At 68.7% G+C, this 24778-nt stretch carries 18 protein-coding genes; 11 read left to right on the top strand and 7 right to left on the bottom strand.

The window, feature by feature from the left end:
* Positions 1-180: 180 nt before the first annotated feature.
* The 3 genes from IPG50_11915 to IPG50_11905 all read left to right on the top strand — a co-directional run bounded on the left by IPG50_11915 (position 181) and on the right by IPG50_11905 (position 3020).
* Entirely contained in the window at positions 181-1290 is a 1110-nt protein-coding gene (locus tag IPG50_11915) for a PLP-dependent transferase (GenBank protein ID MBK6692890.1), read from the top strand.
* Positions 1291-1370: 80 nt separating this feature from the next.
* Positions 1371-1955, top strand: a complete 585-nt coding sequence (locus IPG50_11910) for a DUF2878 domain-containing protein (protein ID MBK6692889.1) — start codon at positions 1371-1373, stop codon at positions 1953-1955.
* A 93-nt stretch (positions 1956-2048) separates the two neighbouring features.
* Positions 2049-3020: a hypothetical protein gene (locus IPG50_11905; protein ID MBK6692888.1), complete on the top strand. Its 972-nt coding sequence runs from the start codon at positions 2049-2051 to the stop codon at positions 3018-3020.
* 38 nt (positions 3021-3058) lie between these two features.
* On the opposite strand, the gene IPG50_11900 is transcribed toward IPG50_11905, so the two are convergent.
* Both IPG50_11900 and IPG50_11895 read right to left on the bottom strand, forming a co-directional pair.
* A complete protein-coding gene (locus IPG50_11900; GenBank protein ID MBK6692887.1) occupies positions 3059-3814 on the bottom strand; it encodes a hypothetical protein in 756 nt (251 codons plus the stop codon).
* Between the two features lie 190 nt (positions 3815-4004).
* The gene (locus IPG50_11895; GenBank protein MBK6692886.1) at positions 4005-5648 is read right to left on the bottom strand and encodes a sigma 54-interacting transcriptional regulator; all 1644 of its coding nucleotides are present in this window, start codon (positions 5646-5648) and stop codon (positions 4005-4007) included.
* Between the two features lie 877 nt (positions 5649-6525).
* Between IPG50_11895 and IPG50_11890 the strand changes: the two genes are divergently transcribed.
* From IPG50_11890 to IPG50_11880, 3 genes are all read left to right on the top strand, one after another.
* Positions 6526-8355 (top strand): PAS domain S-box protein, encoded by a 1830-nt coding sequence (locus IPG50_11890; protein ID MBK6692885.1) that lies wholly within the window; start codon positions 6526-6528, stop codon positions 8353-8355.
* A 579-nt stretch (positions 8356-8934) separates the two neighbouring features.
* Positions 8935-10758, top strand: a complete 1824-nt coding sequence (locus tag IPG50_11885; protein MBK6692884.1) for an HSP90 family protein — start codon at positions 8935-8937, stop codon at positions 10756-10758.
* A complete protein-coding gene (locus IPG50_11880; protein ID MBK6692883.1) occupies positions 10755-11816 on the top strand; it encodes a hypothetical protein in 1062 nt (353 codons plus the stop codon). The genes IPG50_11885 and IPG50_11880 overlap by 4 nt, the downstream gene beginning before the upstream one ends.
* 521 nt (positions 11817-12337) lie before the next feature.
* On the opposite strand, the gene IPG50_11875 is transcribed toward IPG50_11880, so the two are convergent.
* A complete protein-coding gene (locus IPG50_11875) occupies positions 12338-12574 on the bottom strand; it encodes a hypothetical protein (protein MBK6692882.1) in 237 nt (78 codons plus the stop codon).
* Positions 12575-12608: 34 nt separating this feature from the next.
* Between IPG50_11875 and IPG50_11870 the strand changes: the two genes are divergently transcribed.
* Both IPG50_11870 and IPG50_11865 read left to right on the top strand, forming a co-directional pair.
* Complete coding sequence (locus IPG50_11870; protein ID MBK6692881.1) at positions 12609-13808, top strand: RtcB family protein; 1200 nt, start codon at positions 12609-12611, stop codon at positions 13806-13808.
* A gap of 4 nt (positions 13809-13812) precedes the next feature.
* A complete protein-coding gene (locus tag IPG50_11865; protein MBK6692880.1) occupies positions 13813-14844 on the top strand; it encodes an RNA 3'-terminal phosphate cyclase in 1032 nt (343 codons plus the stop codon).
* Between the two features lie 21 nt (positions 14845-14865).
* Here the strand turns inward: IPG50_11865 and IPG50_11860 are convergent, their stop codons facing one another.
* The 3 genes from IPG50_11860 to IPG50_11850 all read right to left on the bottom strand — a co-directional run bounded on the left by IPG50_11860 (position 14866) and on the right by IPG50_11850 (position 18645).
* Positions 14866-15360: a hypothetical protein gene (locus tag IPG50_11860; protein MBK6692879.1), complete on the bottom strand. Its 495-nt coding sequence runs from the start codon at positions 15358-15360 to the stop codon at positions 14866-14868.
* A 661-nt stretch (positions 15361-16021) separates the two neighbouring features.
* Complete coding sequence (locus tag IPG50_11855; protein ID MBK6692878.1) at positions 16022-16990, bottom strand: hypothetical protein; 969 nt, start codon at positions 16988-16990, stop codon at positions 16022-16024.
* Entirely contained in the window at positions 16987-18645 is a 1659-nt protein-coding gene (locus IPG50_11850) for a DUF2330 domain-containing protein (GenBank protein ID MBK6692877.1), read from the bottom strand. Before IPG50_11850 ends, IPG50_11855 begins: the two co-directional genes overlap by 4 nt.
* A gap of 1378 nt (positions 18646-20023) precedes the next feature.
* Between IPG50_11850 and IPG50_11845 the strand changes: the two genes are divergently transcribed.
* The 3 genes from IPG50_11845 to IPG50_11835 all read left to right on the top strand — a co-directional run bounded on the left by IPG50_11845 (position 20024) and on the right by IPG50_11835 (position 21528).
* Positions 20024-20398 (top strand): hypothetical protein, encoded by a 375-nt coding sequence (locus tag IPG50_11845; protein MBK6692876.1) that lies wholly within the window; start codon positions 20024-20026, stop codon positions 20396-20398.
* 162 nt (positions 20399-20560) lie between these two features.
* The gene (locus tag IPG50_11840; protein MBK6692875.1) at positions 20561-20830 is read left to right on the top strand and encodes a hypothetical protein; all 270 of its coding nucleotides are present in this window, start codon (positions 20561-20563) and stop codon (positions 20828-20830) included.
* Positions 20831-21174: 344 nt separating this feature from the next.
* The gene (locus IPG50_11835; protein MBK6692874.1) at positions 21175-21528 is read left to right on the top strand and encodes a hypothetical protein; all 354 of its coding nucleotides are present in this window, start codon (positions 21175-21177) and stop codon (positions 21526-21528) included.
* 2324 nt (positions 21529-23852) lie between these two features.
* Here the strand turns inward: IPG50_11835 and IPG50_11830 are convergent.
* The gene (locus IPG50_11830) at positions 23853-24014 is read right to left on the bottom strand and encodes a hypothetical protein (protein ID MBK6692873.1); all 162 of its coding nucleotides are present in this window, start codon (positions 24012-24014) and stop codon (positions 23853-23855) included.
* Between the last annotated feature and the right edge of the window lie 764 nt (positions 24015-24778).

The following is a 24778-nucleotide window of genomic DNA, read 5'->3' as shown; positions in this document are numbered from 1 at the left end:
GATGTGGGCGGAGGATGGGGGGCGCGGGATCGGAGATCTGGGCAGAATGCACGTATTTTGGCGGGGAATTCGTGGTCGCTCGCGCGGCCGACCGCCAAAGCGGAGCGACCGACGCCTCGCCCGCAGTGTCGCAGAGTGAAAGTTGGCTGCCGGCGACCAACGCCGTGACAAACTCGCGCCATGAGCAACGCTGGGCGCCCACGGGCGCTGGCCTCTCTTCTTGTTTCAGCGGGGCGTCCACACGCTGTGGGCGCGCCCTTGAACGTGCCGCTCGTGCCGGCGTCCAACTTCGTCCTCGGCGGCGAGCGCGGATACGCGCGCGACGATGGCAGTCCGACGTGGGAGGCGCTCGAAGAACTGCTCGGTCGCCTCGAAGGTGGCGACGCTGTCGCCTTCGCGTCTGGCATGGCGGCCATCGCAGCGATCTTCGACGAGCTCACGACGGGCGCGACCGTGGTGGTGCCCACCGACTGCTACCAGGGCGTGAAGCATTTGGCCCTCGAGGGCCAGCGAAAGAAGCGTTGGTCCGTGGAGCAACTTGCGACCGACGACACGGAAGGCTGGCTTCGCGCTTGTGCCTACGCCGATCTTCTCTGGCTCGAGTCTCCGTCGAACCCCTTGCTCGTGGTGGCCGATCTCCGCGCCATCTGCGAGGCGCCGCGCAAGCCCGGGGCGATCCTCGCCGTCGACAACACCTTCGCGACGCCCCTCAATCAGCAGCCCCTCGAGCTCGGAGCCGACGTATCGGTACAGTCCGCCACAAAGCTGATCGGCGGGCACTCCGACCTGCTCGCGGGCGTGGCGACAACACGGCAGCGATCGATCTACGACTCGCTGCGAAAGGCGCGGGAGCTCGCGGGTGCCACGCCCGGCGTGCTCGAGGCGTTCCTGGCCGTGCGTGGGGCGCGCACGATGGCCTTGCGACTTGAGCGTGCAGAGGACACGGCCATGACGCTCGCGCGACGCTTGGAGAAGCATCCCAAGGTCCGAGCGACGCGTTATCCCGGGCTCGAATCGCACCCGACCCACGACGTGGCGAAGGCGCAGCTCCGCGGCTTCGGCACGGTGATTTCGTTCGACGTCGCCGGGGGCGCCGAGGAGGCCGACCGTGTCTGCGCGCGCACGACGCTCATCCATCACGCGACGAGCCTTGGCGCCGTGGAGTCGACCATGGAGCGGCGTGCTGCGATTCCGGGGCAAGAGCACCTCCCGCCGTCGCTCCTTCGGTTAAGCGTGGGCATCGAGGACCCGGAGGATCTCTGGGCCGATCTTTCCGACGCGTTCTTGTGACGAGCGGCTCGTGAGTGGCGCTGCGAAGCGCAAGCTCGCCGTACGTGAGGTTGCCCTATGCTCGGCGCCCGCCAACGACCATGCGAGCCGCACTCTCCTTTGTCGCCCTCCAAGCGGGCTGGTTCGCGTGCGTGCTCGGCGCCGCAAAGGGATGGCCTTGGCTCGGGCCGGTGTTTGTCGCGGCCATTCTCCCCGTTCATCTTCGAGGGAGACCGGCCCACGCTCGCAAGGGCGAGGCCGCGGTGCTCGCGGTGGCCGCGTTCATGGGCTTCGCGATCGACACGGCGCTCCTTCAAGCGGGAACGCTCGTCTTGCCCGGTGCCTCAGTGTCGCCACCCTGGCTCGTCGCGCTTTGGCCCAACTTCGCGGCGGCGACGGCGGAAGGCGGCAGCCTCCGCTCCTTCGCAGGGCGCCCGCTCGGCTCGGCGCTCCTCGGGGCCATCGCCGCCCCGCTCGCCTACGACGGCGGCGCGCGCATGGGCGCCATGACGCTTGGCGAGCCGCGCGCGAGCTCATGGCTCACGCTTGCCGCCGTGTGGCTCTTCGTGTTGCCGATCTTGTTCGCGGTGCGCGGTCGGGTCGGCGGCGACGGCGACGGCGACGGCGACGGCGACGGCGACGGCGACGGCGACGGCGACGGCGACGGCGGAAGAAGGGCACCCTGACACACCACGCGGATAGCGACGCAACAACTGGTCAGCGGCCTTCCTCTTCAGGCCCCGCTTGACTCGCGAAGCGCATCGCGAGAGGAAAGCCCCATGCGCTCCTCGCCCGGACTCGCGTTCCTGTTCGTAGCCTTCTTCTGCACGGCCGTGGACGGCTGCAGCTCCGATGACACCGCAGTGTCGGGCGCGGCAGACGCCGCCACCGACGGCGCCGCCAACGCTCCCGGCGACTCCGCCGTCGAAGGCGGTGCGGCCAAGTCGCTCGGCGCCGCGTGCAAGGGCGACGCGGACTGCAACGCGGGCCTCTTTTGCTACAACGCAGAGTCGGGCATCGACCATTGGCCCGCGTCGGGGATGTGCGCCGCGCGGTGCACCGACGACAAGAGTTGCACGGCGCTTGAACCCGGTGCGAAGTGTTGGTCGCTCGCGACGAGGGACAAGCTTTGTTACGCGGGCTGCACCCTCGGCGGGCCGGTGACGGGCGTCACGACAGCGCTGAATCCGTCGAAGTGTGGCGGACGGAGTGACCTCGGTTGCTACAAGCCGACAGACAACACCGATCCGTTCTGCGCCCCATCGTGCAACGACGACAGCGCTTGCGCGGCGGGCGAGAAGTGCGATCTCGGTCGAGGCTTTTGCTCCAAGACCTCGACGGCCAACGCCGGCGACATTGGCCTCGGCTACAAGCGTGACGGCGGGACCGAGATTGCATGCAGCACGACCTACCGTCGCATCGACGCGCCCGCCGACGTCCTCTACTGCTCCGCACCGTGCGTTGTCGGCGTGCTCCCTGCGTGCGGTTGGAACGGCACGGGGAAGGCGAATGCGGGCTGCATTTTCGCTCCGACAGGCGGAGGCGCTGGGGACCTCGGCAACTGCGCCGAGCTATGCGATTGCGACTCCGACTGTCGCGCGCCGCTCAGGTGCCGCGAGGTCGATCCGCAGCTCGCCAACGGCTACGGTCGCGCCGGCGCTTGCGGCGGCACCGGACCGCTCGTCGCCGCGTGCGCCGACGCAGGGAGTGCCGCCGATGCTGGCGACGCGGGAGACGCGGCTACGGACTAGGCCCGTCGCAACTGTCGTCCGCTGCATGGCCTCCCTGGCTACGGGTCTCTCCGCCACGACTCCTCGCTCGACTCCTCCACCACCATCGGCTCCTCCGGCGGCGGCGGCGGCGGCGCAACCTCTTGCTCGGCGACAAAGAGCGCGAGCCTCACGGGCGTGCGCGCACCACTGTTCACGAGGCGCGCGGGCGCGCGGCGCATCGCAAGCTCCACCAAGAGACGCGTGGGCAATCGAAAGGTCGCGCTGGTTCCGTCTTCCGAGGTCTCCGCGGGCGACGTCATGAACGTGCCCGCGCCGAGCGACACGCCGTGGCTCGTTCCCGAGACCGTCACCACCGCGTCCTCGCCTTCGAACTCGATGCCAAGGCTCTCCGCGGCCGCCGGCGAGTCGCCTTCGCTCGGCGAGTCGATGGACGCGTCGAGCCGCACCGACATCGCGTTCGTGAAGCGACCGGGACGGCCGTCGCGCGATGGCCGAAGCGCGAGCCCCGGTGCACAACCGAGCGCGCGTGCCAACTCCGCCGGCCCCAAGCGCCACGTCATCCACTGACGCGTGCGCATGCCGCCACCAACCGACATGCCGCAACGACCGGTCACCACATCGAGCTCCGTCGCCCGCTCATCCAACTCGAGGGGACCCGCCAAGCGAACCTCGCCGCGACTGACCGAGACCTCTTCAACACTGAAGGACGCGTAGAGGGACTCCAGCGGAACCGCGCCGCCAACACCGCCTCCGCAACCGACCATGAGGCCCGAGAGCGCGCCGACGACGCCGACCTTTGCGAATCGAGCCACAAGCTGCATGCGAGGAGGACAACGCCTGATCCACCTTGTTCCCTTCCTAAACGTCGATTCTTCGACGTCGATTTGGTGGGAACTTCCCCTCGCCTACCGTGTCGGCATGGAGACGAGCCGGTTCGGCGGCCTCGGCGCTTTTCGACCCAAGGTCGCCCGGCCGCGCGCGTCAAACGGTGCTCCTTCGCTGTCATTCGCCTTCGACGTCGCGCTGAGGTGCCTGCGCCGCGTGGACGTCGGCCCACGTGAGCGAGAACCGGCCCAAGTACTTGCGCAGGCGGTCGGCGTCGTTGGCGCTCGTCTTCAGCTTCCGCGACTCCTTGAAGAGTTCGCGACCGGCCGCCGACAGCGACGCCGCGCGCTCCGAGACAAGGAGCACCTCTTCGAGCTGCACGCGGTCGAAGCGATCGAGGCCCTTTGCCTTGCGCGCTCCGAGCACGCGATCGACACGTGACGGCCCCGCGGAGACGCGATCGCCGTGTGCGAATAGCTCCCGCAACCGTACGAGTTCCTCGACGACGACGGCTGGCGTGATGCGTCCGCCTGCCGCGAGCGTCGCCATACGCGTCACGCTCGCGTTCAGATCGCGAAAGTTTCCGGGCCACGTGGCTTCGCTCGACGTGGCGAAAGCCACGTAGTGCTCGCGTGCCTCGCGACTCATCGTGACCGCGCGCCCGAGGGCACGAGCCGCTGCCAAGAGCTCGTAGTCGAGGTTGGGCTCGAGATCTTCCAGCCGCTCAACGAGGCTCGGCAAGCGGAACGTCCACAAGTCGATGCGCGCCAGCAAGTCGGGACGGAAGCGCCCCTTGGCCGCTGCGCTCGGCAGATCCCGGTTCGTGCCACAGAGCAGCTCGAACTGACTCGTGACCTCGCGGTCAGACCCCATCGGGTAGAACGCCTTCTCCTCGATGGCGCGGAGCAACATCGCTTGCTCGTCGCCGCCAAGGTCGCCCACCTCGTCGAGGAACAAGACGCCTCCATCGGCGCGTCGAAGGAGCCCTTCGCGCGCCGCCTGCGCGCCGGTGAACGCGCCTCGCTCATGGCCGAAGAGCGCGCTCATGGCCGCGTCGCCGCGGAGCGTCGCGCAGTTCAGCTCGACGAACGGGCCCTTGAGCTTCTTCCGCTCCTTCTTGAGACCATAGATTCGCTTCGCGAGCTGGCTCTTGCCAGCGCCCGTCGGGCCGAGCAGCAACATCGGCGCGCTCGACGCCGTGGCGACCTGCTCGATGCGTTCGATGGTCTCGTTGTAGAGCGCGCTCTTGGTGGCGATGCCGTCCTTGAGGCGCTCGCGCGCTGTCTGCTGCTCGCGCTTGAAGCGCGAGAGGATGCGATCGTACCGAGAGAGATCGAGATCGATGACCGAGAGCACGCCGGGGCTCTCACGCTTCTCACGGCCCGGGCCGCGCGGCGGCGACGTCTGGAGAAGCTTGGCCGGCAGGTAACGGGCCTCGGTCAGGAGGAACATGCAGATCTGCGCCACGTGAGAGCCCGTGGTGATGTGCGCGAAGTAGCCCTCGCGCTCCGGCTTCCACGCGAAGCGCTGGCTGAAGTCGAGGAGCTTTCCGAAGACCTCCTCGAAGTCCCACGGATCTTTGAGCTCGAGCGCCACGGCCTCCACCGTCGTGTCCGGCGAGACCGACTCGATGTCCTTCTTGACGACGTCGTAGAGCCCCGCGTGAACGGCGTCGGCGAAGAGCACGAGCCGGTCGACGACGAAGTCGTCGTGGCGACACAGGTCGACCGACGGGCGCCACCGCTCCCAGCGCTTGGGCCCAAGGCCCCCGTCGAGCTGCGTCCCCAAGAAGCCGAACACCACGTTTTTGGGCGAGGCCATATCCGGCAGTATAAGCGCCCGCCGGCGCCGCCGCGCACTGCGTTACCGGGAGAAGGTGCGATGCGTTGCTTGAGCGCTCGTCCAGAGGAGCGCGAGGCAGGGGTCGCGAGCGTCGCGGTGCCAGTCGTGGGGGAGATCGTCGTCGGTTTCGGCGACCGAGGGCATTGGGGGGAGCGTATAGCGGCGGCGACGAGGTGCGAAAGCAGGCCGCACCGGAACGGCCGCTAACCTCCAGACCGGGCGCGAGCCGCCGGTAGCTCCCGTACCGGGGACCTCCTAAACCCCAGGTTGGTGACGGTGACGGCCTCGCAATTCTTCGCGCGCCCAAAGACCTGTAGCCGTCACTTCAGCGCGGCTTTGCACGTTTCGGTCGCGTCTGACAGGGCGGCGAGACCCTCGACCACAAACACTGTCACGGCTGCCCCGCCAGCGGCCTTGCCCAGAAGCAGCATCGACCCCGCTTGGGTGCTCATGAGGAGGCCAGCCGCGGGATAGACGAGCCACGCTCCCAAGCCCGCGGCCACCACGCCCAGCGCGACCCATGCGACGCTGGTGGCGCAGTCGGATCGGTCGCGGATGCGCTGGACCTCGGCCGCGAGCGCCGGGAAGTCTTTTGGTGAGGGTCTGGGCGGTCGCGCGAGGTACGGCGGTCTTGGTGGGCCCCTGCGCGTCGAACTCCACGATGGCGAGCTCCGCGCCCTGCGACTGATTTCTGCTCGTGCTGAGCTCGCCGCGCACCTTCACGAGGAGCGCGTATTTGACCTGGCCGCTCGCGCGACGCCGGCTGGTGCTCCAGGGCGGCCGCTAAGGCTCGCCACGGGCGGGCCCCAAGACGCCGCGTGGCCTGCGTTGCGCATCGTTTGATAGAGTGGCGCTCGTGGACAGTCGCTTGCAGCAGCTCATCGATGCGGTGGGTGACGCGATGCTCGTCATCGAGCCCGGCGGGCCGATCGTGGGGTGCAACGATGCTGCGGCCCGCGTGTTCGGCTACCCGCGAGCGCAGTTGCTGCAGCTAACCCGCAAGGACCTCGTGCGCGACGACGATCGCCTCGCGATGGCGCTCGCGGAGCGCGTTCGCACGGGCAGTTTCCGCGGTGAGCTCACCCTCGTCCGGAACGGTGGGGAGCCCTTCGACGCGGAGGTCACGAACGTCGCTCTGTTCGACGACGGCGCGCCGCCGCGCTCGTGGCTTGTCGTCCGCGACCTTGCCGATCGGCGACGGGCCGAGATGGCCGCCTCGGCGCTCTCGGAGAGCAACGAGCTCTTGCAGGCCCTCGCCGATGCGGCCTTCGAGGCCGTGCTGATCCATCGCGACGGCGAGATCATCCGCGCGAACGGCGCCGCCGAGAGGGCGGCGCGTGTCGAAGCCGGCGGTCTGGTCGGGAAGAAGCTCTTCGACTTCATCGCACCGGCCTCGCGCGCGCTCGCCGCGTCGAAGATCGCGGCGAGGAGCGAGGAGCCCTATGAGGCGCTTGGGCTCCGCAGCGACGGCAGTGTCTACCCGCTCGAGGTGCGCGTTCGACTGGCAGCGGTGCAGGTTGGCGGCGCGCCGGCGCGCGTCGTGGCCCTTAGGGACATCAGCGACCGAAGGGCGCTCGAGGAGCAAGTGCGCCAGTCGCAGAAGATGGAGGCCATCGGCCGCCTTGCCGGTGGCGTCGCGCACGACTTCAACAACCTCCTGGCCGTTATCTTGGGAGCCACGACGCTCGCCGAGGCGTCGCTCCCGCCCGGTCACAGAAGCGGAGGCGAGCTCGCCGAGGTGCGTAAGGCCGCCGAGCGCGGCGCCGCATTGACACGTCAGCTCCTTTCCTTCGGCCGAAAGCAGATCGTTCGCCCCCGCGTCATCGACCTCCGTACGTTGCTCGTCAGCGTCGAGTCGCTCCTTCGGAAGAGCCTCACCAGCGACGCCCCCAGAAACGTCACGCTGCGCATCGAGAGCGATGCGGGGTGTCGCATCAAGGCCGACCCGGGCCAAGTCGAGCTCGCGCTGCTCAATCTCGTCATCAACGCCCGGGACGCGCTGACGGAAAACGGCGAGATCGTCATCACCACCCAACGCCATGACACGCACGTGGTGCTCTCTGTGTCGGACACGGGCGTCGGAATCGACGCCAGCCACAGGGAGCACATCTTCGAGCCGTTCTTCACCACGAAGGGCCCAGACAAGGGGACCGGGCTCGGGCTGTACACGGTCTTCGGCATCGTCCAACAGAGCGGGGGCAGCATCCAGGTCGAGAGCGATCTCGGCCGAGGAAGCACCTTCGTCATGCGGTTTCCGGCCAGCGACGAGCCCATCGCCGAGCCAGATGTTCCGCGGGCGATCCAGCGGGCGGCGCCGCTCACGAAGACCGTGCTCTTGGCCGACGACGAGCCGCAGGTTCGCCGGGTCCTCAAGGCCATGCTGGAAGAGGCCGGGTACACGGTCCTCGATGCCGCATCGGGGAGCGAAGCGCTAGCCCTCGCTCGCGCGCACGGGGGAGTCATCGACCTGCTCTTGACCGACTTCCTGATGCCCAAGATGACCGGACGCGAGCTCGCGGAGGCACTCGTCGCGGAGCGTGTCCAGACGCGCGTTCTCTACATGTCTGGCTTCGTCGATGAGAAGCTCCTCGACGACGGGCCCGAGGGCCTCCGAGCGGCGCGCTTCCTCGCCAAGCCGTTCTCCCGCGAGGCCCTGCTCGCCACGGTGGCGAGCGTCCTCGCCTGAGGCCAAGGGAGGGACCGACGGCCGGACTCGTCCGGCGACGACCTCGTCGCAGTCATGGCGAGAAACAGGTCGTGATGAACGCCAATCGAACGGAGAGGTCGCAGTCGCCAATCCGGAAGACGGCGACGCTGAACACGCTGGCTCAGTCGCTCCGCCCGCGTCGAGCGATCGGCTGTTCCTCCTCCTCGACGGCGCGAGGGGCCTCGACCACCCGCCGCTCTGCGTCGGGGTGCGCGGCGCAACCCGAACGAGCGCCCGGCACACGCACCGTCGTGTCCGGCGAGACCGACTCGATGTCTTGACGACGTCGTAGAGCCCCGCGTGTACCGGGTCGGCGAAGAGCACGAGCCGGTCGACGACGAAGTCGTCGTGGCGACACAAGTCGACCGACGTCCCAACGTCGAGCTGGGTGCCCAAGAACCCGAAGACCACGTCTTTCGGCGAAGCCGTATCCGGAAGTATAAGCTGTCGCCCCAGCGCCGAACGCCGGCGATGCCCCACTTTCCGCCAATTGCCGCGCCGCCGCCGGCGCCTCGCGGCACGCCTCGCCTGGCACGGGGCGCGCTACGCTCCCTCGCCATGTCCGAGCGCTTCAAGGTCAACCTACGCGGGATCATCGAGCTTCTCTCGAACCACCTCTACGGCTCGCCGGACGTGTTCCTGCGTGAGCTCCTGCAGAACTCCGCCGACGCGCTCGTCGCCCGCGGGCTCGTGACGCCGGGGCACACGGGGAGGATCGCCATCGAATGGGTGCCGCGCGCCGACGGGCCGCCGGCGCTTCAGTTTCGAGACGACGGCGTCGGCTTGAGCGAAGACGAGATCCATCGGTTCCTGGCGACCATCGGCGAGAGCTCGAAGCGCGGCGACGTCTTCGCCGCGTCCAAGGATTTCATCGGGCGCTTCGGCATCGGCCTCTTGTCGTGCTTCATGGTGAGCGACGAGGTGCAGGTCATCACGCGCTCGGCGCGGGACGGCGCGGCCACGTTCGAGTGGCGCGGCCGCCAAGACGGAACGTATTCCGTGAAGCCGGCCGCGGCGCCGCTCCTAGATCCGGGCACTCAGGTGACGTTGGTCCTGAAGGCGGAGAGCGCCGCGATGTTCCCCAAGGAGGTCATCGCCGAGCGGCTCGCGCACTTCGGCGGCCTCTTGACGCCGCCGGTGACCTTCACCGCTGACGGCGAGACCACGACGATCAACGGTGAGCCGCCGCCGTGGCGCCGGAAGTTCGAGAGCGCGGCCGAGCGGCGGGAGGCGATGCTCGCGTACGGAGAGCAGATCTTCGAGCAACGCTTCGTCGACGCGATCCCGTTGCATGTCGAGGCCGCAGGGCTCGACGGCGTTGCCTTCGTGCTCGCCGAGTCGCCGCACTACGCCGCCAAGCAGCAGCACCGCGTTTACCTGAAGAACATGCTGGTCTCGGAGCGCGCCGACAACCTCTTGCCCGACTGGGCGTTCTTCGTTCGCTGCGTCGTCAATGCCACCAACCTCGAGCCCACAGCGAGCCGCGAGGGGTTCTACGAGAACGAGGCCCTCGAGGGCGCACGCGTGGGCCTCGGCAACGCGCTCCGCGAGTACCTCATGGACCTCGCACGAACGGCCCCCAACGTCTTGCTTCGGCTCATGGGCCTGCACGGCCTCGCCATGAAGGCGCTCGCCCTCGACGACGACGAGTTCCTTCGCCTCGTCGGCGATTGGTTCCCCTTCGAGACGGCCATGGGGCTCATGACGCTCGGTGAGCTGCGGCAGACCGACGGGGGGATGCTCCGCTACGTGCCGAGCGTCGACGACTTCCGTCAGATGTCGCGCGTGGGCCAAGCGCAGGGGCTCACGCTCATCAACGCCGGCTACACCTACGACGCCGAGCTCTTGGAACGCGCCGCGCAGGTCTTCGAAGGCGTGAGGGCCGCGCGCTTTATGCCCGGCGATCTCTCGCAGCGCTTCGAGCCCGTCTCGGATCACGATCACGCCGCCTATCAAACGGTGCTGACCGTCGCCCGCGAGGCCATCGGGCGTTTCGACTGCCAGGTTGAGCTCCTGCACTTTCAACCGATCGACATCCCCGCCCTCTTCATCGCCAGCAGCGACGAGCTCTTCCGGCGCGACGCGGAGCGCACCCAGGAAGCGAGCGACGAGCTCTACGGCGGCCTCGTGGCCGGCGCCCTCGAACGCCCCGATCTCGATCCGCAAAAGCCGCGCGTGACCTTCAACGCATCGAACGCCTTCATCAAGAAGCTCACGCGCGTCACCGACCGCGCCATCTTGAAGCGCTCCCTCGAGATGCTCTACGTGCAATCCCTCTTGCTCGGCCACCGGCCGCTCCGCCAAAAGGAGATGGCCCTCCTGAACCGCGGGCTCATGGCCCTCATCGAAGCGCAGCTCCAAAACGAAGGGAGCGTCCATTGAGCACCCACACCCTCGCCAAGATGCAGGCCAAGGAGAGCAAGATTCAGGAGGCCGACACCCGCGGCGACGTCGATCGCGCCTTTCGGCTCCGCGCCGAGTTCATCTACGACGCGCTCTTCACGGGTCACCCGGAGAAGGCGCTCGTCACGTTCGGTTGGCTCCGCGCCAAGAAGAAGGACGACCCGGCGCGCTTCGACGACGACCTCCTCTGGGAGCAGAAGCTCATCGCAGCCCAGCTCTGGGTCTTCCCCCACGTGCCGCGCGCCAAGATCGAGGCGGCCATCGCCGACTTCGAGGCCGAGGCGCGGTCGCACGCCGTCGGCGAGCGGAGCATCGCGAAGATTCGCTTCTTGTGGGCCAAGCACCGGGGCGACGAAGCCGAGATGGCCAAGTGGTACGAGACCTGGCTCCGCGCGCGCCGCGACTGGCTCACGGACTGCCTCGCCTGCGACAAGGACACGGAGCTCGAGGAGATCTTCGATCGAGGCCACGACGCCGTCGGCATGGTGCAGGCGAAGCCCTTCTTGGAGGGCGAGCTCGCGTGCGAAGAGGTTCCCTTGCGAACGCTGCCGCTGATGCTCGTACCGCTCCTCCGCCTCGGTCGCAGCGACGAAGCGGCTGCGCTCTACAAGCGAAACGAGCCGAAGCTCCGGCGCAGCCGCAACCTCATCCGAGCCTTCGGGCGCCACCTCACGTACCTCACGCTCATCGGCAACCTCAAGGCCGCGTGCGCTTCTTTCGAGCGTCACGCGGAGTTCTTGCTAACGGCCTACGACGCCGACGAGCGCTTCAGCTTCTTCACGGCGGCGCGCCTCACCATGAAGCGCCTCGGCGACGAGCGCCTTCGGCTCAAGCTCCCCGAGGCGAGCGGCATCGTCACGGGCGCGGACGGCAAGGTGGCTGCGCCGGAGGTTTACGCGTGGGTCGACACCGTCGCGCGAAGCCTGGCGACGACCTTCGACGAGCGCAACGGAACCGGAGCCTACCATCGCGCCATCGTGAGGGCTGACGCGCTCCTCGATGAGCTGGGCGGCGGAGCGGGGACCCGCGAGAGCTGAGGCGCCCGGGCGTGCCCGCGCCTACATCGACGGTCGGATGCGCAGCGGTCGCCGGTGCGCCGAGGCTGAAGGACCTTTGCCTCGGATCAGGCCTTCGGATCGACGGAGCCGGCGCCCGCGGTTGGCGACGTGCAAGTCGCCAAGATCACGCGCCTGCGAGTGCGGCACGGTTGCTGCGTCACGCACCGTCATGCAGTTGAACTCGTTTCGCGAGCTAAGCCTGGACGAACAAGATCTCGCGTGCGGCGGCGCCTCGAACATCCGCCGCTTGCCGATGACCGAACCTGGCGTGCTGCCGCTCGAGGTCGAACCCATCGGCCCGCACACGCTCTCCCAGGCGAACCGGGCCGGTATCGAAGAGGCCAACGAGATCATGCGGAGCGATCCGCTCATCGACCGCGTCGACCTGGACATTCGCTCGCAAGACCCCGACGGCACCAACTGGGCCACGCGCGGCGGGTGGAGCCGCGAGGACATGATGCGGACGCCCAACCTGGACGACATCTCTCCCCGAGGCCGCTTCAGGGCGACTTCAACGTCGAAGAGCTGCCGCGGTACGCTTCGACCGAAGAGCCCACCCCGCCGGCCACCGATGAAACCGCGAGTTCCCCGGTGGAAACCGCCAGCGCCCCGGTGGAATCGGGCGAAACCTTCGAGGAGTAGACCTTATCCCTTCGCATCAGCACAATCTCCACGGATAGCCTCATCGCGGCGCACGCCGCGAAGATGTCGGCGTTTTGCGCACCGCGCTCCGGCATGCCCCGTGAAAGACGGGACCGCAGGAGAACGACGATGCACGACCTCATTGAAACGCGCGGTGTTCCCATCAAGGCCTGGACGCAAGGCGTCGCCTTCGAGAAGGAAGCTCGCCAGCAGGTGACGAAGGTCGCCGAATTGCCTTTCGTGTTCCGTCACGTGGCCGTGATGCCGGACGTCCACCTCGGCATCGGCGCGACCGTCGGGAGCGTGATCGCGACGACCAAGGCCATTGTGCCGGCGGCCGTCGGCGTCGACATCGGGTGCGGAATGATCGCGCAGAAGACGTCGCTTCGAGCGTCGGACCTCCCCAGCGACCTCGGCCCCATCCGAAGTGCGATCGAACGCGCCGTCCCGCACGGCGGGCCCGGCCTCACGGGCTCGTGGCGCGACATGATTCCTTCGCGGGTGTCGCGCGCGTGGCGCGACCTCTCCGAGGAGTACGCGAAGCTCTGCCAAAAGCACCCCGTCCTGGAGCGCGGCCTCGACATCCAGCACCTTGGGACGCTCGGGACCGGCAACCACTTCGTCGAGCTTTGCATCGGCGAGGACGACTCGGTGTGGATCATGTTGCACTCGGGGTCGCGCGGCGTCGGGAACCGCATCGGGACGTACTTCATCGAGCGAGCGCGCCGCGAGATGCTCGCGCTTGATCGACGCTTGCCCGATCGCGACCTCGCGTATTTCGAAGAGGGAACGACGGGCTTCGACGACTATGTCGACGCCGTGTCGTGGGCGCAGCGCTTCGCCAAGACGAGCCGCGAACTCATGATGCAAGCGGTTCTCGCGGCGCTCCACGCGTCCAAGCTCCCTCCCTTCAAGCTCGGCGCGCGCGCCGTGAACTGTCACCACAACTACGTCGCGCGCGAAGAGCACTTCGGCGAGAACGTGTGGGTGACGCGCAAGGGCGCGGTTCGCGCGGGACTCGGTGAGCTGGGGATCATTCCCGGCTCCATGGGCGCGCGTTCGTTCATCGTCCGAGGCAAGGGAAACGCCGACTCGTTCTCGTCGTGCAGCCACGGGGCAGGCCGCCTCATGTCGCGCGGCGAGGCGAAGCGTCGCTTCACCCTCGCCGACCACGAAGCGGCGACGGCGGGCGTGGAGTGTCGCAAGGACGAAGGCGTGATCGACGAGACGCCCATGGCGTACAAGCCGATCGACATGGTCATGGCGGCCCAGGACGATCTCGTCGAGATCGTGCATACGCTCCGCCAGGTTGTTTGCGTAAAGGGTTAGCGCCATGCTCGACATCGACGGCAGCTTCGGTGAAGGCGGAGGGCAGATCTTGCGATCGGCCCTCGCCCTCTCCATCGCCACCCAAACTCCGTTCCGATTGACCGGCATCCGTGCCGGTCGATCGCGACCGGGGCTTCTTCGTCAGCACCTCACGTGCGTGAAGGCCGCCGCCCTCGTGTCGAGCGCGGCGGGGCGGGGCGCGGAGCTGGGCTCCAAGGAGCTGATCTTCGAACCGACGCTCCCGCTCGAGGCGCTTGTTCGGGGCGTCCACCACTTGTCCATCGGCTCGGCTGGCAGCACGACGCTGGTCCTCCAGACCGTGCTCGCACCCATGCTTTTTGGTGCCGGCGGCTCGCTCGCGGTGACCGGCGGCACGCACAACAAGGCCGCTCCGCCCTTCCCGTTTCTGGAGCAAGTGTTCTTGCCGCGACTCTGCGAGATGGGCGCGACCGTTTCGGCCACGCTCCCGCGCGCAGGGTTTTACCCTGCCGGCGGCGGCGAGCTTGCGGTGGAGGTCGAAGGGCGCGCCGCGCTTCGCCCCCTCCAACTCATGGAGCGACCGGAAGGTGCGCGCGCGCGCGGCGTCGTGCTTAGCGCGAACCTGCCGCCCGGCGTGGCCCATCGCGAGCAAAAGGCGCTCGCATCTCTCTTGAGGGTCGACCTTCGAGACATCGAGGTGCGCGACGTCGCGTCCGACGGTCCAGGCAACGTCGTGATGGTGGAGGTCGCGTGGGAGGGCGGCCGCGAGCTGTTCACGGCCTTCGGCGAGCGGGGCGTTCGCGCAGAGGAGGTCGCCGAGAGCGCCGCCCGCGAGGCTCTCGCGTTCAAGGCCACGAGCGCCCCCGTCGGGGAGCACCTGGCCGACCAGCTCCTCGTACCCATGGCGCTCGGCGCCGGTGGTCGCTTTCGCGCGAGCGTGAAGAGCTCACACCTCGAGACGAACGCTTGGCTCATCAATCGCTTCTTGGGCGACGGCGCGGTGACGCTCACCGCGGAGGCAGAAGAGACCGTCGTCGTTCAGGTGCGCGGCCGCTGACGCGCGTGCGCGTGGCGCGTGTTACGGAGGTGCCTCCAGGCGGTGCGCGTGAACGCCCATGCGCTCGGCAGCGCAGCCGGCGACGCGCGCCGAACAAGCAGCACGGATGCGCGGCGCGATCTCCGGCAGGCGCACCGACAGGAACGCGCCCGTCGCCTCCTTGGAAGACGCGGCGAGCTGGTCGAGCGACGCGGCCTGCACGCGCAACAGATCGGCGCCGCGCGGCTGAAGAACGAGCCCGACGCGCGCTGCATCATGGGCGGAGGCGAAACGTCCGGCGCCACCGAGCGCCATGGCCCATTCGGCAAAAGCGCCATCGTCGCGGGGCGACACGCGGGCCACGGCGCCGTATTCCTGTGCCGCATCGGCGAGGCGCCACTCGGTCTTGTGCGCGTCGCCGCGCAAGCGCGCGACCGCGGGGTGATGACGAACGAGCTCGTCGGCTTGTGCCGCCGCCGAGAGCGCGTCGGCGGCGCGCCCTTCGCGGAGCGCAAGGCGGGCTTCCGCCGAGAGCACGATGGCGCGTTCCCGGTCGGTCCGCGCCAGTGTACGCGCGCGCCAGCGGGTGCGGCGGCCTCATGGACCGCCTCGGAGACGCCGCGCAACAGCCCAAGCCCGCGAGCGACCTCGCCGTCAAAGTCCAAGGGGCGAGCGCCCACGAGCGGCACGCGAACCTCGGCGAGCGTCGTCACCGGTTGCATCACGCACGGATCGAGGCCGCTTTCGCGACGGAAGCGAGCGCCCCTCACGGTCTTCGATTCGCGGCAGGCGACGTCGCGCAGCGCCGGCGTGCGGCTGCGATGACGAAGCTTCACGAGCGCGGTCAGGCGAGCCCGCGGAACGCCCTGCGGCAGCTCGCCGGCGAACCGAATGACCGCGGCGTCACGCGGCGGAATCGTGGCGTCGAAGACCGTCGTTCGGAAGAGGTGCGTCTCACGCTCGAGCAAACGCGCGCCGCTATCGCCGGCCGCGTGAGAAGCGAAGACGTGCGCGCCCCCCAGACCGGTCGCTTCGTGCTCCAACCCGGCGCCAAGAATGAGGCCCCCGTCCTCGCCGACGATGCTCACCTCGAGCCACGTGTCCTGCGCGTCGCGAACGCCGCCGGGAAAGTTGTGTCCAACGCCAAGATTTCGCACGACAACGTCGAGTTCGATGCCGCGCTCGGTCGAAGGGGTGGTCAGGGCGACGACGTGCATGCCCAGAGCGGCGCGCATGCGCGCAGCGACCGCGCGCGTTGTGGCGTCGTCGCCGCGCATCGCCGCCAGGTAGGTGTGTCCGCCAAGGAATCGATGGGAGCGGACGCGCCCGTCTTTCGAGGCGGCGTCGCCGAGGCGTGTGGCTTCCGTCGGCATATGGCAACCGCGGCAGTCGGTTTCCGGCAGGTCCTCATCGACGCGCTCCGCGAGACTCCGGCGTAGACGCTCCGCGCCCACGGCGTCGCGTCGTCTTGTCCCACGAGCGCGTGCGGGTTTCCGCTCGGTCCGTCGAGGAAGGAGCGGTGGCAAGTCACGCACAACGTCACCGATCGCAAGAGCGGCGGCGCGGTCCGCTCCTTGTGGGCGCGCAGACTCTCCGCGTCGCCCTCACGCGGCAGTGGAATGTCGCGCGCGTCGAGGGTCCAGGCGCCGTTGCCCACCACGTCGACGGCCGAGAAGCCGTGGCAAGAGCGGCACGAGATGCCGGCGTGCGCGCGCCGATCGCTCGGCTCGACCGGCCCGTCGAGAGCGCCATCGACGAGCAACGCGATGTCGTGACAGCCTCCACAGACGCGCGTCGCCGCTGTGCCTCGTTCGCGCGCGAGTCGCTCAACGGCGACTCGATACAGCGGATTGTCGAAGGAAGCGTGACCGTGGGCGCTGGCCCGGAAGCCGTCGGCGACGTCTTCGTGGCAACCTTCGCACAGGGCAACATCCGCGAGGCGCGCACCGAGCGTCGCCGCTCCGGGGTGAACCTCACGCTCCGTGACGCGTCCCATGGCCGGCAGGAGGTCTCCCGGCGTAGGTGGCAGTCGAGCCGCGGGCGCCGGCAAAGAGGGCGCACGTGGCTGCAGCGCGACGCTGCGGCGCGCATCGTCGTCGCTCGTCGAACCGCACGCCGCAAACGCGACAAGCGCGGCGGCCGTGAGCGCCGAGGTCGTTCGCCTCACGGCCTCTTCGCCGAGCGACGCTTCGCGAAGGCGAGCGCGACGAGCGCCGAGAGCGCCCAGGGCGACAGCGACGCTGATGCCGGCGCCGTCGCGCACCCGGCGCAGCCTCGCCCTTTGGCCTCCGCTCCCGGCGACGTCGGCGAAGCGCCCGAGCCGGTCGCCGTCGCGACGCGCTGCGCCGCGCCGCCCGCCTTCTCGATGCCGAGCTCGGGCACCGACTCCATCACCATCGACGTGAGCTGCACCTGGCCCCGCGGCGCGAAGGCGGCGTTGGTGAGGCTCGTGGGCTTGTTCTGCAGGGCGCCACCGGGCGGACCGCCCCACACGCCGCGGCGCGGATTGTTGCAAGCGACGGCGCCGGTCCACGGGTGCCGGATGATGTACCGACCTTGGAAGTTGTTCATGCCGCCGGGCGTCGCGCCTTTCTCGAGGCCGTTCGCTTGCCGCATTTCTCGGCCGCCAGCGATGGGCGGCGCGGCACGGAAGACGAGGTCTTCGCCCACGGCGTCTTTGGTGTAACGCGCATGCAATCGCGTCAAAACGAAGCCTCCGCCACCCCAAGGCCGGCGGCCGAGCCTTGTGGGCATCGGATTCATCGGACCTCCCGGTCGCGTTTGAGGCGGCGCGACGACAGGTGACTCACGGCCTGGCGACGTGGGGCTGCCCTGCGACGACGGGAGCGCGTCGGCCCCCAGCGTCGTCAGCTCGTTCGGCGTCAGCGCTGGCGTGGGGCACGGATCGCACGACGACGCGTCCCACGAGTACTCGGTGACAACGGCCTTCGGCGTGCGCTCCACGGTGCGATCGAAGAGCGCTGTGTAGAAGCCACCGAAGCGCGTGCGGACGTCGTCGGCCACCTCGATGTTGGTCGGGATGGTCACGTTCGGGTAGTTCGCCACCTCGTAGCGCTGCGCCCGAGCGAGCACGTTGACGATGAGGTCCTGCGTGCCCTTGGAGTTCATGAGTCCGAGGCGCACCGGTAGCGAGAACGTCTCGGTGTCGTAGTGAAAACGGAGCGGCGAGAGCGTGACCATCCCGTCTTCGAACTTCACCTTCTTGGCGTCGACCTTTGCCACGAAGAACTTGCTTCCGGACTGCACGTACGGCCGGAGGTACGCCTCGGCGCCCTCGGGGATCTTGTACTTCTCTTGGCGCAGCCAGGCGTCGAGACCAGGAAGGTCCTTCGCGCTCAAGATCACGATCTGGTACTCGCCCACGGTGAATTCGGCCTCCACGGTGACGCCGAGGTCGCTCTTCTCCCGGGCGGGCAGCGGCGGCGCGCGGCGCCATACCGGGCGGTCCCCCACGACCTTTTGCCTCCTCGAGGGCAGCGCAGGATCTTGCTCCCAGTATTCGACGAGGCGCGGCGCCGTCAGCGCATCGATGCGATCGAAGATGGCCCGGGGCAGCGTCTTGACGTTCTCTTCTTGGAGCACGATGGGAACCGGCACCACCATCGCGAAATCGCCGGTAGGGCCCTGGTAGTTGTTCTGCATCGAGCACAGTCCGAGTGCCTTCGCGCATGAGCAGACCTGCGTCGCGTTGTTGAAGAGCTTCGCGTCAGCACCGCTGACGTAGAAGCCGCAGAAGGCCTCGGCGCGGGGAGCGAGGAGGCTGAAGGCGGCGAGGCAAGCGGCAGCAAATGTGGTCTTCATGGACTCTCCGAGGATCGCGGGCGGTGACGGCGGCGGTTTGCGCGGAGACTATCACCCGCCCCCGCGGGCCGGCGGTTCCCGCGACCCTCGGAATCGGTGATACGAGCGTCACCGACCTACAGATGGATGCGCCTCTGTCGGGCGGCGCTTCACCTTGACGTCGACAAGTTTGGCGGCGTCGAGGGCGAAGCACCGAGAGGTACGTTGCGCCGGACATCGCGAGAGCATGCCACGGCAAGGTTGAGCTTTGCCCAAACCACGGCCCTGGCGCCGAGGCGCGAGTCACAGGGCGATCAAACGAGCCGTGACCCGAGAAGTCCCGCGCGTGTCCTGATTCGTGATCACGACGGCTCCCTCGCTCGTTGCGGATCACCGCCAGCGGCAACGGGCCGGGGACGAATCGGCGAGGGGACGCTGTCGATGTCGCGCCGCTCACCCAAACGCAGCGCCCTGCACCGGTCACCCTGGCTCCCGAACCGAAGAGCACGTCCAGTATTCCCAAGGTCATGCCCCCATTCACCCCAGACGCGCCCGCGCGCGCGACCAACGCCCGCGCGCGCACGCACGGCCCGCGGCCCAGCCGCCGCCGGGCCGGCCGACGCGTGCGTGCGCCCCCGCTCCCCCGCCCCCCCGCCTCCTCGGTGCGCCCGTCGTCCCCGGCGCGTCTCGCCCCCGGGCCGCCCGGCCGGCGGCCTCCCCGCCGCGCGCGTTCGGCCCCCCGCGCCCCCCTTCGCCCTCGCGGCGCGGCCTGGCTCCTGCTGCCACCCCCGTCCCGCTGCGCCGCCCCCCCCCCCCGCCCCCCCCGCCCCCCCGCGGCGCCCCCCGACCCGCCGGCCGCCCCCCGACCCGCCGCGCACTCCGCCCGCCCCCCCCCGCCCCGGCTCCGCGCGCGCCCCGCTCGTCGTCGCCCGTCGCTCCGCGCGCTCCCGCGCCGTGCCCGCGCCCGCGCGCCCCCCCCGCCTGCGTCGGCGCGGCGCCCCCTTGTGCGGCGGCCCTTCGAACCCGAATCAGGTGATACGACCGTCGCCTATGACGACGATTCGCGAAAGTGTCCTCGCTCGACGCCCTCCGCCGTGAGCTCCGTGAGCTTTGGCGTGGGCGCCGAGGCACCGGATGTTTCCTCCTCCGGCGCCTGGCGGTACGCGCCCACGAACGGCGGCGAACGGGCTCGCTCTCCGCGAGCTTCAAGGCGTTCCTCGGCGACTGGCCAGCGGCTGGTCAGCGCGGCTTCATGAGGGCTTGTCGCTTTAGGCCTCCGCCGACGCGAGACGGAGCTGCTCTTTCGTGAAGGCCTCGGCGAAAGATCCTCGCGGCGCTCCCCCGATCTCGTACCCGTCCACGAGCTTCGCTCGCTCAGCGCGCGGGCCCGGTCCCAAGGATGCTCTCGCCGCGCGATCGACTCGTCGTCCCCTTGGCGTCGACGGCCGCGGCAGCGCCGTCTTCGATGAGCGCTCCGTCACCGACGGCGGAGCCCTCCGTCGCTCGTCGTGAATACGTCTGGGTGCGGCGCTCGTGGCCGAGCTTCGCGGCCCTGCTCGACGACGCCATCGGCGAGGCGCAGGCCGAGCTCGACAAGCGCAAGGGACTCGCGGCAGCGACCGCCAGGGCAGAGAAAAGGGCGCCGGGAAAAGGGCCACAAGGCGAACGCGGGCGACGAGGCGCGAAGCTCGTCAAGCAGCGTGTCGTCGAGATTCGCCCGTCGAAGGCGGCGAAGAAGAAACCGGCGACGAAGAAGGCACCCCCGGTCGCTTAGAAGCCGGCTGTAAAACGCGACAAGCCCGCCAAGGCCCCGAGGCCTGCGAAGAGAAGCCGGCCCCCAAGAAGTCGCGACGCTAGGCGACGGCGACGACCGCGACCTCAAAGCGCCGAAAACGCCTCTCCTTGCGCGGGCCTGTGCCGATGCCAGAGCAGCGCGATGAGTAAACTTTCGACGCTTGCTCGCGTGTTCGTTTCCGCCCTCGCCCTCACCGCCGTCGGTTGCAGCGACGCGGACACCGAAGAAGACGCGACCGAGTCGGCGGAAGCTGAGCTCACGGGCACGTCGCGAGCCTTCGTCGGTCAATACCGGCGCTTTGGCAGGGGCACCGACTACCTCGACTACGCGGCCCTCGATCTACGCGGGCGGCTCTGGGAGCTGGGCCCGCTACGAGGCCGAGGACCGATATGGCGCTCACGGGTTCGCTGATCATGTGACGTTCGCCGTGCACGAAGCGCCGAGAAGGGCAAGTGGCGCGTCACGGAAGTACCGCGGCAAGTCGTCCTTGAAAGCTCGCCCCGACGCTGGCGGCGAGCGCTCGTACGATCGCGCGAAGCGCGACGGGCGGCGTCACGCTCACGCGGAGCGGGAGCACCGGTGAGCTTGCCGCCTACGGGCCGCCCTGCAACCTCGTCGACTGCCAGCCCGGGCATGGTCTGCCGCGAAGACCAAGGCGTCGACGTCTGCGTGCCCAGCGATCCGTGCATGACCGTGCGGTGCACCGCCAGCACGCACTGCGAGCCACTCCGGCAGGCGGCGCTCGCTGTTCAAACGTGAGCCCCTGCGCCGCGATGCTCTGCGGCCCCAACACCACGACCGTCGAGGAGAACGGGCAAGGCGTCTACAAGCCCGCCACGGCGTGCGTCAAGACCGGCTTCTCCGGCGCGGATCTGCGCCGCGCAGGCGCGCGTCGTCACGTGCAACTGGCGCCCCGGATACGCGTGTTACCAAACGGCCGTCTGCGCGAGGTTGGCGCCAACGGTCAGTGCGGCTTCCGGCAAACGGCGCTCACGGCCTACCTCTCGAACCCCCCTGGCGTCACTCGATCGTCAAGGTCATCTCCGCGAACTCGGTCGGGCGGCGGCGGCTCCGACGTCCCGAGTTCGACCTCCGCTCGAGGTCCGTGAGGGTGCAGCCGGAGGCGCTCTTCGCGTAAGACCGGGTGTCGGCGCTCTTTCCTTTCCGGACGCGACGACGCCCGTCCGGGCACTCGGGGCCCGTGTGCTGGCGTAGGTGGGCGCGCCGCCGCAGCTCGACAAATCGTTGAAGCCCACGCGCTCTGTGCGTCGCGTCGCCTGTAGTAGGCCGCGAGGCAACGTCAGGCAGGCAACGGTAGACCCCGTCTGACGCGCGAGCTGAGGGCTGCGGATGGCGTCCTTGAGCGTGTCTCGGACGTCCACCCTTCGCTCGAAGGTCTCGACGGCCACGGGGACCTCAGCCTGGACTACGACGACCTTGCGCGCCGCGGGCCTGGCCCGTCGGCGCAAGGCCCCCAGCGTGCCCTGCGAAAGGCCGCGGGCTGGACCTCCGCCCCAGCGCGAAGAGCGCAAAGCCGCCGTCGGCGCCGTGGCGACGCAGCTCGCGCCTGCCTTCAAGAAGACGCCACCATCGGCGGGGTGTGCGGCGCCGATGTCATGGAACTGCATCACGTTGGGGCACGAAGGAACGAAGCGGCGCGCCACCTTCGCGCTGGCCGGGCACAAGGGCGAACGTCAGCTCACTCGTGCGCCGTCGGCGCAAGCGCAAAGCCTGAGACGTAGGGTGACGCTGGTGTGCGGCGAAAGGTGCCATCGCTCATCGGCCAGAACGTGCGGGGCTCGCCCGGGCGTCCTCGAAGGTCGCGAAGGTGCGGCTGCCGTCGTCGCCGTCGTAATAGACGGCGTTGAGCGCGGCGCCCGCCGGGAACGCGCGTCTCTTTGAACGCCACGAACTCCGCCGGGGGCACTTGAAACCTGAACGCGTAGGTCGTATTCGGTGACGCGGGCGACGCAGTGCAGCTCGGGCCGTCTTTGACGTAGAGGCAGGATGGCCGCGCTCCACCATCCCAGCCGCCGGTCCGCCAGACTCGGCCTGTAGCTTAGACGCGGGTCTTCGGGCAGTGCACGCGTCCCGCGTCGGGGACGTTTTTTTTTTTTTTTTTTTTTTTTTTTTTTTTTTTTTTTTTTTTTTTTTTTTTTCCGCCGCGTGCTCTGGTTTGGGCCGCGCACGACGTGTAGCTCGCGACGCGCTGCGTACAAGCCGCGTCGGCGTAGAAGAAGAAGACGGCGGCGGCGGACGGCAAGCGACAGCGGACGCCGTCTTGCGCGAAGCTGCTGCACGTTGCTCGGCTCGCCCGTTTGCCTATCGAAAGGCCAGGCGCGGTGGCGAAAACCGTCGGCGCTGTTAAGTGCGGGCGCGACGCGTGTTCTGCTCCGGTCGGCGAAGGGATCCGCAACTATCGCGTCGGCGGCATCAGGCGCATCGCCGCGTCGGCGTGGAAGAACGTCGCCATCGGCTCCACCGTCCGTGGGGATCGACCGAGCTACCGTCGCGGGATCGTCTTCGCAGGAGGCGAGCGCAGGAGTCCCAATCGGGAAAGGCGCGAAGGAGAAGCCGCATGCTCCGGTATCGCCTTGGCGCGCAGCTCCGCCAGTCGCCGCGCTAACGGCACAGCGCCACCGAACGGCCAGTCGCCGCGAGAGTTCCGCGCAGCAGCTACTTCAGGATCTGCATCAGGCTCACGGTGAATCCAGGCCGCCGAAGTTGATCATCCCGGCGCCGGGCACCTGCACGACGCAGAGCTAAACTTTCGTATGCCTTTCTTGCCTCGCCGTCCCGGCGAGCGATCTCGGCGCCCGTACTCGTGGTAGCTCGTCGCTTCGCCGGCGGGCTTCGCCACCTTGATGACCTCCTCGAGCGCGCAGCGAAGCCCGCTCGCGGGCCACGAGGTCGGCTGCGAGATCGGTCGTTTCTGGAACGGGTTCTTCTCGTTGCACGCCGATCAAGCCTTCGCCGGAACCTTGGCGGGTCGAACGCCACGGCTACGTCATCGGCGACGGTGGGGTCGAAATGCATCGGCAAAGAGCGCCGGCTGCCGTTCTGCAAAGAGCAGGTTGGCGTACGACATCGCGCGCGCGTGCCGTCGCTCTCGGCGTTCATGATGCGCATGACGCGATAGCCGCACGCTCGAAGGCCGCGGCGATCTTGTCGAGCGTGGGCTTTCGCCCAGCGCAGGTCAGCGGTGCCTCGGCCCAGGGCAACGGCCGTCGGATGTTCCGACGATGGCGCAGCTTCTTCCCAACGACCTTCGCGGGAATGTCGACGTGCGCCAAATCATCTCTCGCCGGGCAGCGGGTCCAGCCACTCGATGTCCTTCGCGCCGAGGGTGCGACGCAATTCCACTTCCACCTCGGCTTTGCTCTTTGGCTACTATACCAAAGGGATTTTCGTCGTCGAGAAGAGCGTGCCGTCCTCAATCGATCATGATGTTGCCGCCCTCGAGCGTGAGGGCCGACTTCGACACCTTCATCCGCCGATGCCCTCCGGCTGCCTTTTCGGCCGCCGGCCCCGTGCCCTCCATCACGTCGTGGGTGAAGCGAACGGTCTCCTTCGGCGACATAAAACTGACCACCATCAGGAAGAAGTCGCGCGCCCAGTTGAGTCTCTACGGCCGCGTTCCCGTGAACGAGGCGCTTCGCCAACGATCTCAGACGCGAACCGCGCGTCGAGAAGCGCGCCGTCAGGCGGGCGTCGCCGTCCTTCGCGCGCACCGGCGTCACGATGTCGGCGAACGACAAGGCGCTGGGGCCAAGGTAGTGGACCTTGACGTCGGCGAGGACCGGGTCGAGAAGAAGCATCGCAAAGAGCGTGTAAAGTGGAGCTCGTTGATGCCCGCGAACAGGTCGGCGTTCGACAAGACGACAACCTCGGCGGGCGCCGTCTCGGGAACAAGAGCCCCGAGGGCCTTTCCTTCGAGGGCGTCTTCCGACGGCGTGGACTCCTCGCCTGTGCCGCCAGCGCAAACCAAGAGCGCCGGGAGTAGAAACGTTGCTAAGCGGCCGAGAGCCTCGCGGCGTCGCCGACGCACTCGGCGTGCCAACGAGGTAAGGGCAAAGCGCGCGAGTCTCGAGCCAGGCGCCTGGGCAAATCGGGACTTTCTCGCTGGATCTTGCCCGTCATAAGTCGACCGCTTGGCCGCCGGCTGCAGATCGACCCTGAAAACAAGTACAGGCGTGCCCCTCCGCCCGCGCCGCCCGTCTTGCGATCCCCGTCAGGCATTCGCGGGTGGCATCGCGCGCATGAGTGCGCCCTCCAGCTTCTTCCTACTGTGGCCATCAACGGCAAGCGTCTCTGGCAGTCCCTCGCATGGACCTCGCGCGCATCGAGCGCAACCCAGAA

Source organism: Myxococcales bacterium (genome assembly GCA_016703425.1).
Classification (GTDB): domain Bacteria; phylum Myxococcota_A; class Polyangia; order Polyangiales; family Polyangiaceae; genus JADJCA01.
The sequence above is the reverse complement of the archived record's forward strand: the minus strand, read 5'-3'. Positions and strand labels throughout refer to the sequence as shown.